We start from the raw sequence: 11,475 nt of genomic DNA, 5'->3' as shown, positions 1-11,475 counted from the left end.
CCGTGCGCAGTACGAAGTGGCGCAATTATTCCTTGCCTGTGGCCCGATTTCCTGCACGCCCGACGGCACCGTCATCGCGCATCTTAAGCTTGTGACGCCAATTCAGCATACGTCGAATAGCGTCTCGTTGCTCAAGACTGAGGGTTGACCGCAAGAGGCTTCGAAGCGCGTGTAAAAGGTAGTCGGGCAATAGGCTTGCCGTACCTCTCCAGGTGAGCGAGGTGCGGTACTTAAGCTGCGCACTCGTGGAATTGCCCCATCGTTCCTTGTAGTCCATATGGAGCGGCCGCATGTCGAAGTCTAAATTCCGCTCAAAACACCAGCGTGTCACATTCTCCATGAGCAACATGCCGGGCGAGGATCGTGCATGCTCGGGATCGAAACTCATAATCATCCCCTCTACGCGTGTTCTGTCGACCGTTGTGACGAACGCCGCAACAATTTTTCCCGACAACATCAGGCGAAAAATGCCAACTCGCCCGAACTCAGTGTCTTCCGTCGAGATCTGAGAGAAAAACAGGGAAGCCTCGATTTTTTGAAGCCATTTGCTTTTCTTATTATGTTGCAACAGCCATCGCCGTTTCTCAGCAAGGACCCACTCAACGGTTTCTTTGCAGGTTCGGCTATCTTGAGGGCATTCAAACGAAACGTCCCCAAGTGACTGAAGGCGTTTACGGTTTTGTTTCAGCTTTGCGCGAAAATTTCCAGAATAACCACGCATCAGTGCTTCAAAGCCCTCGAAGCCTTTTCTTTCGACGACATAGGCATCGAACGGCTGCACAACATTCAGAATGCCCGCCTGCGCAAGCGCAACCTGCATCGGGGCACCGATTTTCACAAAGGGGATCTCAATTAAGTCGGCACGAGGCACCAGTAGTTGCAGGAGTTCACTGCATACGCGCGCCTGATCAACATCTGGCGCCATCAGAGGATCGCCATATTCCTCGTGCATTCCGCATCCCAACGGTTCAAGTCGGGATGAGAAACCCAATCGGGTGCGTTGAAATGGCCAGACGGCTATCAGCCGGTCGCCGGACCAGACCGTGGCGCAAAGGATCATGTCCCCGCGAAGAGGCGTCTTAACCGCCCATCCCAGCCGCGCCCATTCGAATGTCTGCGTGAAGCGCACGCCATCAACCGATCGCGCCAAGTCATTCCACGCGCTTTCCAGCTGAGCAAAATCATCGATGCCTTCAAAAAGAACGGCGCGCAGCATTCGCTTTCCCTTCGGCGTTTCTTGATCGAGTATGAGAGGCACTGCTAAAATTAATCTAAGATTGAAAATATTGGGAAGTCAATTGCCCTGCATTCATTATATTATTCTCGGGATATGTTGGTTTCCTTGATCGGAATATTATTCGGATTTGAATATACCGAGCAACGAATACCCATACCTAGAAAAAAGGGCGGCGACGTATTTATCGATCCCGATTGCCTTGCACGGCAATTTATTTTTACGGACATTCATACAAACGGTTTGAACAAAATTTATAATTCATTAATGTGTAATCTGTGTGTTACTAGGGTCGCGATCCATGAATAGTCAGTGCATCGCCTATGTTTCGGATGAAAATTACTTCTTTCCCACAGCCGTATCAGCCTTGCAGGCAAGGGCACATGCAAAGCCATCGACAGATGTGGTCATTGTGCTGGCTGACGCATTCAAGAATGCCGAAAATGCCCGGAAATTCTGCGCGGATCATCGCATAAGGCTGATCGACGCATCTGCATTGCTTTCGGAGCACTTCAAGCGGCTCAATGCCGGTTCCTTCTCTCATCGCATCACAGTCTCCGCCATGGGCCGGCTACTGTTGTCCGAAGTGCTGGCGTCGGATTATGATCAGGTGATCTACATAGATGGCGACACCCAGATCAACGGAAGCCTGGATTACCTCGAAGAATTGACGATCGAGCCCGGCAAGCTTGCAGCCGCTCTCGATTATCTTTCGCTTGTGGAACGATTTAATGGAACCGAGCAGACGGTAATTTTCAACTCTGGTGTCTTGAAGTTCAATCCTAAAGACTGGATCGGTCATGCCGCCTTCGATCACTTCGTCGCGCATGGTGGACACTTGCATGATCAGGGAGCATTGAACGCCGTTGTCGGCGATGCTCTGGTCCTGATATCGAATAAGTGGAATTTCCCGAAACAGTTCCTCCATCTCATCGACGGTTACCGCCCGACGATCGTGCATTTCATGGCTCACCCGAAGCCATGGGACGGGCGCTTTTTCCCGTGGACCAATGCCGAGACACAGGTTTATCGCGCCGCTTTGCACGCCAACCCTTGCCTGAAACCTTTTGCATCCCGGATCTCGGCATTGCGGTATTGGACCTACAGGTTCCGCTCGCTTCGTGACGAATTCCGATTTCGGTTTGGCTTCGATGGCCTCCCGTGGAACCGAAAAAACATCCAGAAAGTCCTCTCCAGTTGACCAGGCCGGGGCCAAGCAGAGCACCGATCGGTCGTGGCAGGGGCGCTGTACGCTGTAGTCTTTAATCCAAGCGAAGACATGGACTGCCCCCACGGTTCAAAACAGGTGCGACAACATTAAGCGAGGCGCCACAGGTGGGTATGATGTTCAGGAAAACCACTCTTGCCAAACTAACATTCCTTCCAATGGCGCTGCATCTGGCCCTTGCATCACCTGGGCGCACGGAACCTGTTCAAGCGCAGGCCACTTTGGATTTTCTTGAAAGCGTCGGTGTCGTTTCGACATTTCCAGACCGCGGACAGCCGATCGAACGTACTATCGAGATGCTGCGATACGTCGGTTTTCGCTGGGTCAGAGCCGGAATCGAGGGCGTGACGGAGACCGGGCCGACCACGATGGACACTTTCCTCGAATTGCACCGTTTGCTCGGTGTCAAGTTCGCATGGGGCCTGGTGAGCGGCGGGAGCGATCTCGATCAATTGATCCGAACTGGTGGCATTCTGGCGCAGCACGATGCCCTGCTTGCCATTGAGGGCAATAACGAACCGAATAACTGGCCGATCCGGCACAATGGCGAAGAGGGTGGCGGCACAGGCTCATGGCTCCCTGTCGCACGACTTCAAGCCGACCTCTATAAACGGGTGAAAGCGGATCCGCTTCTGGCGGCATACCCGGTATGGTCCCTTTCCGAGCCCGGTGCGCAAACCGACAATACAGGCCTGCAATTTCTTCAGATTCCGGATAATTCGGAAACACTGATGCCGGCGGGCACGCGCTTTGCCGATTTCGCCAATGTTCATAATTATATCTATCACCCCAACTCTCCGCATCCTGCTAACAATAAGACCTGGAACGCGGCAGACCCAAGCAAGGACTCGGCGGTGGATGGCCTCTATGGCAATTTCGGTCGCACCTGGAATAAACATTTTCGGGGTTATACGGATGAGCAGTTAGCCGTTTTGCCGCGTGTCACGACCGAAACCGGGGTTACCATCGGGGGTAAGATAACAGAGGAACTCCACGCTTCCCATCTCGTCAATATTTACCTTTCACAGTTCGCGCGCGGATACGCCCATACCTCGGTCTACCTTCTCCGAGATCGCGAAGATGAAGAGGGCAATCAGGCATTCGGCTTTTTTCGGCCAGACTACACGCCGCGAAAGGCTGCCATATACCTGCGACACCTGATGCGCGCACTGGAGGATAACGGGCGCCGCAACAGCTATGATACGCTGGATTATTCGATCCCGTTCAAGGCCGACACCGTTCATGACCTTCTGTTGCAACGAAGCGATGGGAAGTTCCAACTCGTACTTTGGGCAGAGCGTCTGGACGGTGATGAAACCGTGGAAATAATGCTGGCCCAGCCCGCTTTGCAGGTCACAATCGATGATCCCGCGACCTCCGACGATGCCGTTCGGATACTGCAGAACGTTGACGGCATCACCGTATCTTTGCGTGACAGGCCGATTGTTGTCCTTATTGAGTAGTGTTTGACGCCAAGCCGGTATCCTCGCTACTCGCGGCAATGAGCTCGCTCCCAAGTTTATCCAGTTTCGATTTCGCTCCAGCGGTTTTGGCGCTGCCGTGAAGAAATTGGCCCATAGAGTGTCCCTCTGTGATCGCGACAATAATACGCCATTACACTGTGGGACTAAACACCTCACAGATGCGTTGGCCTATCGTTCCGTGAGGAACGGGCCCATTACTCGACCTGCGCGTGCAATCTCAAAAAAGTGGAACGACCTACTGTTGAAGGCAGCTCATCTTCAGGGCGTTGCCTTAAGGCCCCTCAATCCTTGCCCCAACAAAGGGGGACTATGTGTCTTCCGATCAAAACAAGCCCTATGATATCTCATCGAGAGTTTTTTTCTGCAAACTAAAAGACTTCAAGCGCATCGCAATGAGAGCAGACAAGACAGACGAAAGCTTCTCAGCAATCATCCATCTCGCGGCAGCCGTCATAAATTCAAGATGAATACCCACAGACGTTAGATAACCTACGGAAATCGCCAATCGGGCGTCGGGTCAAGATGATGGTCGGTGGCATTGCATAGCTTCATTCGTAAAGAACGCCGGTGATCTTCCTGTTATCAATCAAGCGTATGCAGAAGGTCGGCGATAGGGATCGTCGAGAAACTGGAAAACGTATCACACACGGCATAGGGCAGAACGATCAGATCGCCGTGCCGCATACCTCCGCAGGTATAGACCACATTGGGAACGTATCCTTCGCGTTCGGATGGTTCAGGCCGAACCAGCGGCTCTCGTGAGCGAGCGATGACCCTGGAGGGGTCATTCTTGTCGAGCAGCGCCGCTCCGATGGCGTATCTGCGCACCGGTCCCACACCATGTGTGAGCAGCAGCCATCCCTCATCCAGCTCGATGGGCGAGCCGCAATTTCCCATCTGCACGAATTCCCATGGGTATTTCGGCCGCAGGATCGGCTCTCCACCATTCCACACATGAAGATCATCAGAATAGAGAAGATAGAGGTTTTCGTTATCCTGCCTGCCGATCATCGCGTATCGCCCGTCAAATTTTCGCGGGAAAAGCGCCATCCCCTTGTTATGGGAGGCCGTACCGGTCAGCGGCGTCATCGTGAACGTCAGGAAATCGCCGGTCTGCAACAGCTCTGAGCGGATCGCCTTGCCGTTATAGGCCGTGTAGGTCGCATAAAACGTCGTCTCCCCCTCGTCTTCGAACGCAACGAAGCGGGCATCCTCGATGCCGTTCGACTGCGCAAACGTAATGGGAAAGATGACACGTTCGCTGATATGCTGACCAGCACCAAAGCTCAGCCTCACCGGCTCGTCGGCCAAAAGGGGTAACGGCGTGTGAATTGTAGGTGTCGCCGCAAGCCTTGCTGTAGGCTCGATCTCGACACTGCCATCGGCGTCGATCACACCCGTTCGGAATGTCAGCGAGGAGACATGCCCCTCCCCCACCGCGCGCAGGCTCAACACGAAACGCCGACTGCCTGGTGCCACGCCGGACTGATCCGGATGCGCAACGATGCTCGGATTGAAAAGAGCAGACGCCTCGAAAGAATATTCATTAAGGAAATACGCGCCGACCAGTTGCCGTTGCGTTTTACTGAATTCTGCATGCGCCGAAAAAGCTTCTTCCATCTCGTCAGCGCGCGCTTCAAAGGTCGCCAGCAGGTTACGGTGACGCCCCTCGAAGTGTTCAAGCACATCCGCCAGCAGCGCTTCGGCTATTTGCAGATCAAGCGCCAGAACCCGGTCAGCAATATGGTTGGCCCGTGTCTTGTCGGTCGGATTGAGGTCGCGTGGCTCGGTCGCAGGTTTGAATGGTCTGACGACCACGCGTGAGGGGTCTGGACGCAGCAAGAGTGACTGACGGTTGACGATTGTGCCCTTTGACAAAGCGATCTCATTTCAATTTGATTGGAGACGAATTTCAGGCGCTCAACGCGTGCGATGGCGACGCTGTCGTCAAATGACTGTTCGCCCGCATCAGCTTGCGGAACTCAACAAGTCCAAGAAGGTAGGAAAGCAGGGATTCGGCCCCTCTGTTTTCGTTGGCGCGCGCGCGGTGCAACCCGTCCCGGCAGCTTCCGGTCTCTGTATCCACGAGCGACAGAGACAGATCGTTTTTTCCGAGGAACCAGGCCAAAGCGAGTTCGGCATGATCTTTCCATTCGGGGTGACGATCGGCGTACGAAGCGACAAGGCATGCCGAGATCGTTGCCGCCGCTTCCAGTGGCTGCTGGTCGAAACGTTGTGGCGGCATGCCAATATCACTGAACCCGTCACTCCCGATTGGACGGAAATGACCTTCTTTTGCTGTCTGGATAGTGATCAGCCACCGCAGCGTCCTCAATCCCGCAGACACGTAGTCCGCCTTTCCAGCCGCGAGGCCAGCCACCAGCAGCGCCTGAGGCAGACGCGCATTGTCGTAGGACAACCCGTCTTCGAACCATGGCCGACCCGGCTTCTCCACCTTCGCGAGAAGCGCCATCAGCCGTTCGGCAAGGCGCAATCGGACCCGCCTTGCATTGATGTCGTCAACACGATGAGCGCAGTAGCCGTCGAGCCCGAGGAGTGTAAACGCCCAGGCTCGCGGCGATGAAAAGGTCTCGACCACCGGCATGGCTTCGGCAAACAGCGCTCCAGCCCAGTTGCGGACGGAGGCTTCAGCAGCGCCCCGCGCGCATTCCCCCAGCGCCCACAAGGTTCTACCATGACTGTCCTCCGAGCCCGTGTCTTCAAGCCAGCGCCGATCAAAACTCATGAAGTTTCGAAACCGCTTGGTGTCAGGATTCCAGGCATGCTGAACAAAGGCGGCAAAACGCGTCGTTAAAATCCCAGGCAGCGGAATCTCCCCGCCGGCATCGAGCGTCACCGCCAGCAGCAAACCTCGGGCATTGTCATCGACGCAATAGCCATGTGACCGATCGGGTATTGAATGCACCGCATGTTGAAACAATCCGGTATCGTCACACATCGCAATGAAGGCGTCGAAGTTTGGCGCTGGTGATGTGTGCGTGACAAGGGCAGATAGCGCGCCTCCAACGGGGGCGATTTCGCCGGGACCGGTTCGTGGGTGGACGGCCTGCTCGAAAAGTTCCAGATAATGCTCGGCTGTGCGCTCCCAGGTCATCGATCGACTTGCCGCGTAAGCCCGAGCGCGGATAGCGTCTCGCCGAACATCGTCGGTCAGAAGTGCCGCGATCTCCGAACCGATCGCCTTCGCATCGTTGAACGGCACCAGCACCCCAAATCCGTCCACCAAAAGCTCGCGCGCATGCCAATAGGGCGTGGAAACCACCGCCTTTCCTGACCCGAAACTGTAGGCAAGCGTGCCGGAAGTCATCTGCGCCTCATTCAGATAGGGCGTCGCATAGACATCGCACATCGAAATGAAGTCCAGGAGGGTTGGCAGATCGACGAACTGGTCGAGAAAAACGACGTGGTTCTCGACGCCCAGGTCTCTGGCGCGTGTCGCAAGACGGTGCCGATAGGCTTCGCCTTCGTTGCGAACGAGATTGGGATGCGTCGCACCAAGGACCACATAGACCGCATCCTGCTGACTTTGCAAAATAAGCGGCATGGCATCGATCATCACCTCGATGCCCTTGTTCGGTGACAACAGGCCGAATGTCAAAATGACCGATTTCCCCTGAAATCCAAGCTTGGCCTTTGACGCTTCCGGTTCGCAGAAGGCGATATCGGGAATGCCATGTGCGATCACTTCGATTTTTGCGGCTGGGACTTCATAGATGTGGCGTAAAAGTTTTCGTCCATGTTCGGCCATCACCACAACTTTCGAGGAAATGTCGATAATGGTATTGAGGACACGGCGCTGCAAAGGAGTGGGCTCAGCCAGAACGGTGTGAAGAGTGGTGACGACCGGCATTTCCAGCCGTGACAGCAGTGCAAGGATATGACTGCCGTCGATGCCGCCGAAGATACCGAATTCATGCTGAAGGCAGACAAGGTCGAATTCCTCGGCATTCAGCGTGTTGGCCGCCGCGACATAGTCATCAATGTCCTGATCGGCGATCTCGATATGCACGACCTTGGGATATTGATAGGCATGTCCATGATCGGTCATGGCAACGATGGCGGTTTCGACGGATGCAGCGGAGGCCGAGACGGCCTGCTGCAAATCGGTCGTGAAGGTTGCGATGCCACAGCGGCGCGGCAGCGAGTTTCCTATAAAAGCAATTTTCCTAAGGTGGGTCATGACATCTCCTGCATTGAGCGGGACGTCGAGGCGACCGGCTTTGATTGAGTTACATCCGTCTGCCGACGGTCTCCCGCATTCCAGCGGGACGGTTGCGAGCCAAGATCGCGCATCATTCCAACGTCGCCCGTGTAGGCCAGCAGAACGACCAGCTCACCATCTCCCACGGTGAAAGAGGTTCGTCTTTCATCGAAAAAAAATGCGTCGCCGCGTTTGGCCCATGGTTTTGATGCTGTGTGCACGCTGGCATATTCGAGCATACGATATCTCCCGGATCTGCCGCTAAGACCGGAGCGATCTGAGGTCGGAACAGCGAGTGCCTTGAGGATCGAGTTGGCCGGATCGAGGCTGCAAGGAGTAGAATTTCGAGCGCTCTCGAACAAAAATCGGCGAACAAATTTTATTTCTGAAATATTTTCTATACAATTATAAATACAAGATGGTATTTACAGATCTAAATTCAACAGATTAACGATATAATAATAAATTATCGAACGTTTTTTATTCTGAATAATCGATTTATATCTCATGATATCAACGATACGGAGATGAATAATTCTCCCGATAATGGCGTCAATATTGAAATTTATTATATCGTAACGACATGAGGGCGAAGCGGTTGGCTTTGAACGCTGCAGCTTGGCGGTGCCTTGGCATGCCGCGCTAACGCCGCCCAGCCAACGAGAGTATGTTCATGACCCTGGCCTTCCCCAACAATGCGCGAAGCTATGACGAAGCGCGAAAGCGCGTACGCTTTTGTGGCCACGACGGAATGTTCGAAGTGTATTTTTTCGTGGCGGGAGAAGTGCTTGGAGGCAACTTCACCAGTCGGACGGCCAGCGAGGCGGAGTATCTTGCATCATTTGATGCCCTGAAACCGAGAATCTTAAAGGCTGCCCAAGCGGCCTACAAGGCAAACCGCAGCCAGACGATCCATCTGGATCTCGACAACTTCCGCTGAATTGACCGCAGTTGCCGGGAGGCCAAGAACGCGCATTTCACTTTGCCTCCCGAGATCTTGTTCCCAGGTACAAGACAGAGCCATGAAGTGCGTGGCGGTCCTCCATGACCGCAGCTCCGTTTAGCACTCGCCGGTGATCTTGAGGGCGAGCGAGGAGCCCAGGCCGTAAATCTGGATCAAATCTGTTCCCGTGAGGCCGCATCCCCCTGACAGCATTCGTTTGAGATCCCTTGCCATAGGTTCGGGCTCTAAGCTGTTTGTGGCTTCCGCTCCAGCCGCCCTGAAAGCCGAACTGCCGGCAGAAGGATTACGAGATAGATTATCGCCGCCAGTGTCAGCGACGAGGTGTTGAACGTCACCGAGCGTATGGTGCTGGCCGAATAGAGAAGGTCGTAAACACCAACAATCGAGACGAGTGAAGTCGCCTTCACAACCTCGATCGTATTGGACGCAAGGTCCGGCAACACGTTGCGCAACGCTTGCGGCAGGACGACATAGCGGAGGGAATCCCTGTATCCGAGGCCGGTCGAACGGGCAGCTTCCATTTGCCCTGGCGAAACCGAGCCGAGACCCGCTCGAATTATCTCGCAATAATAGGCCGTGTTGTTGAGCAGCAGTGCGATGATCGCGCACATGATTGCTGGCAGCCTGACGCCCAGAAATGGCAGAGCGGAAAATGTCACGATGATCAGCACCAGCGGCGGCATGGTGCGAAAGACGTTTACCCATGTCCTGACGATCCAGCGCAGGACCGGCGAGTGTGATTCAGACACGAGCGCAAACCCGAGGCCGATAACGAAACCGACGGGCGCCAGAACGGCCGTCAGTACGAGGGTGATCATCAGTCCGCTCATGAGATAGGGGAGCGCTTGGCTCATGATGTCGAGATTGAAGAATTGTTCGATCAGATCGTTCATGTCCGCGCCCCCCAGGCCATGCGTTTTTCAAGACTGCCTGCCAGAGCCATCAGCGGCATGAAGATGATCAGGTAGAGGATCGCCGCCATGATCAGCGGCGTCGCATTGCCGGAAAAGGACAGTGCGGTCTGCGCTTCGTTCAAAAGCTCCGGCATGCCGATTGCGGTCCCAAGCGCTGTATTCTTGGAAATTGCCAGCGCGCGGTTGGTCAGCGGTGGGATACAAAGCCGCATCGCCTGCGGCAAGACCACGTAGCGAAGGGTCTGAGCATTGGTCATGCCGGTCGAACGGGAAGCCTCCCATTGCCCTGGGCCGACCGCCGAAATCCCCGCCCAGAAAATCTCCTCGGCAAAGGCCGCAAGAATAAGGGAAAGCGTCAGCCAGAGAACCCACGGCGCAGAAAGATTGATACCGACACTTGGCAAGCCGAAATAAAGCAGCAGCACGACCGAGAGTGGCGGAACAGCACGGAAGCAGTCGACGAAAAGCCGCAGGAACCAAACGACTGCCTTGTTCGACACAAGACGGATCAGCGCCAAGGCGAGCCCGAACACGAGGCCTGCGATCACGATCGCCAACGATAGATAGATCGTGATCCAGGCGCCTCGCAGCAGATCGGGCAGATATGTTTGCGCGACCGCCCCGTTGAAGAAGAGATCGACGAGACCGGTTATATCCATCGCTCAGTGTCCGTGCGAGAGGAATTGACAAGCGCGGCTTTCTGGACCCCGGGCCAGAATTTCGGCGGGCGTTCCGATCTCGACGATCTGCCCCGCCTCCATGAAGGCGACCCGATCCGCAGCCTCGCGGGCAAAACGCATCTCATGGCTGACCACCAGCATGGTCATGCCTTCCTTTTTCATATCCATCATCGCCTGCAGAATTTCGCCGACAAGCTGTGGATCAAGCGCGGAGGTTGGCTCGTCGAGAAGCATGACCTTCGGCCCAAGCGAAAGCGCCCTTGCAATCGCCACGCGTTGCTGCTGGCCGCCGGAAAGCTGCGATGGATAATGGGTCAGGCGGGCGCCGAGCCCGACACGGGTCAACTCGCGGTGTGCGATCTCCCGCGCCTCGGTCGCGGATTTCTTCTGCACCCTCTGCAATGCCAGCATCACATTCTGTTCGGCCGTCATGTGCGGATAAAGATTGAACTGCTGGAACACCATGCCGATGCGCTGGCGCATCTTGTTGATGTCTGTCGCCACCGCTGTGATATTGATCCCGTCGACAATGATCGCGCCGTCCGATGGCTCTTCCAGCCTGTTGCAGCACCGCAGAAGCGTGGACTTTCCGGATCCCGAGGGTCCGATCAAGAACACCAGTTCACCCGGCATGACACGCAGGTTGATGTTGTTGAGAACGTTCACGCTGTTGAAAGACTTATACAGAGCATGAATGTCGAGCATGGGCTGCGCGATCGATTGCGACATGGTTCTAGGCCTTAATCAGT

The 11,475-nt window shown here is 55.0% G+C and carries 10 protein-coding genes and 1 pseudogene; 4 read left to right on the top strand and 7 right to left on the bottom strand.

Annotated features, from left to right (window positions below):
- Nucleotides 1–25: 25 nt before the first annotated feature.
- Entirely contained in the window at nt 26–1,216 is a 1,191-nt protein-coding gene (locus EDF70_RS22520) for a GNAT family N-acetyltransferase (protein WP_132278152.1), read from the bottom strand.
- Nucleotides 1,217–1,535: 319 nt separating this feature from the next.
- Between EDF70_RS22520 and EDF70_RS22515 the strand changes: the two genes are divergently transcribed.
- From EDF70_RS22515 to EDF70_RS30390, 3 genes and pseudogenes are all read left to right on the top strand, one after another.
- Complete coding sequence (locus EDF70_RS22515) at nt 1,536–2,435, top strand: glycosyltransferase (RefSeq protein ID WP_165932101.1); 900 nt, start codon at nt 1,536–1,538, stop codon at nt 2,433–2,435.
- Nucleotides 2,436–2,578: 143 nt separating this feature from the next.
- The gene (locus tag EDF70_RS22510; RefSeq protein WP_132278148.1) at nt 2,579–3,925 is read left to right on the top strand and encodes a glycosyl hydrolase; all 1,347 of its coding nucleotides are present in this window, start codon (nt 2,579–2,581) and stop codon (nt 3,923–3,925) included.
- A gap of 380 nt (nt 3,926–4,305) precedes the next feature.
- Nucleotides 4,306–4,413: pseudogene (locus EDF70_RS30390) on the top strand (transposase); the annotation flags it as partial.
- A gap of 115 nt (nt 4,414–4,528) precedes the next feature.
- Here the strand turns inward: EDF70_RS30390 and EDF70_RS22500 are convergent.
- From EDF70_RS22500 to EDF70_RS22490, 3 genes are read right to left on the bottom strand one after another with little or no spacing between them, the layout of a single operon-like run.
- A complete protein-coding gene (locus EDF70_RS22500; protein WP_132278146.1) occupies nt 4,529–5,824 on the bottom strand; it encodes a glycoside hydrolase family 130 protein in 1,296 nt (431 codons plus the stop codon).
- A gap of 34 nt (nt 5,825–5,858) precedes the next feature.
- Nucleotides 5,859–8,147 carry a glycosyltransferase family 4 protein gene (locus EDF70_RS22495; RefSeq protein ID WP_132278144.1) on the bottom strand — a complete coding sequence of 763 codons (2,289 nt, stop codon included), beginning with the start codon at nt 8,145–8,147 and terminating at the stop codon, nt 5,859–5,861.
- Nucleotides 8,144–8,407, bottom strand: coding sequence for a hypothetical protein (locus EDF70_RS22490; RefSeq protein ID WP_132278142.1), 264 nt, complete (start codon nt 8,405–8,407; stop codon nt 8,144–8,146). Before EDF70_RS22490 ends, EDF70_RS22495 begins: the two co-directional genes overlap by 4 nt.
- A 434-nt stretch (nt 8,408–8,841) precedes the next feature.
- Between EDF70_RS22490 and EDF70_RS22485 the strand changes: the two genes are divergently transcribed.
- Nucleotides 8,842–9,108: a DUF1488 domain-containing protein gene (locus EDF70_RS22485; protein ID WP_132278140.1), complete on the top strand. Its 267-nt coding sequence runs from the start codon at nt 8,842–8,844 to the stop codon at nt 9,106–9,108.
- A 248-nt stretch (nt 9,109–9,356) separates the two neighbouring features.
- On the opposite strand, the gene EDF70_RS22475 is transcribed toward EDF70_RS22485, so the two are convergent.
- From EDF70_RS22475 to EDF70_RS22465, 3 genes are read right to left on the bottom strand one after another with little or no spacing between them, the layout of a single operon-like run.
- Nucleotides 9,357–10,025, bottom strand: a complete 669-nt coding sequence (locus EDF70_RS22475; protein ID WP_132278138.1) for an amino acid ABC transporter permease — start codon at nt 10,023–10,025, stop codon at nt 9,357–9,359.
- Nucleotides 10,022–10,705 (bottom strand): amino acid ABC transporter permease, encoded by a 684-nt coding sequence (locus EDF70_RS22470; RefSeq protein ID WP_132278136.1) that lies wholly within the window; start codon nt 10,703–10,705, stop codon nt 10,022–10,024. The genes EDF70_RS22475 and EDF70_RS22470 overlap by 4 nt, the downstream gene beginning before the upstream one ends.
- A gap of 3 nt (nt 10,706–10,708) precedes the next feature.
- The gene (locus EDF70_RS22465) at nt 10,709–11,455 is read right to left on the bottom strand and encodes an amino acid ABC transporter ATP-binding protein (protein ID WP_132278134.1); all 747 of its coding nucleotides are present in this window, start codon (nt 11,453–11,455) and stop codon (nt 10,709–10,711) included.
- Between the last annotated feature and the right edge of the window lie 20 nt (nt 11,456–11,475).

The sequence above is a fragment of the Neorhizobium sp. JUb45 genome (assembly GCF_004343585.1).
Lineage (GTDB): Bacteria > Pseudomonadota > Alphaproteobacteria > Rhizobiales > Rhizobiaceae > Neorhizobium.
The sequence above is the reverse complement of the archived record's forward strand: the minus strand, read 5'-3'. Positions and strand labels throughout refer to the sequence as shown.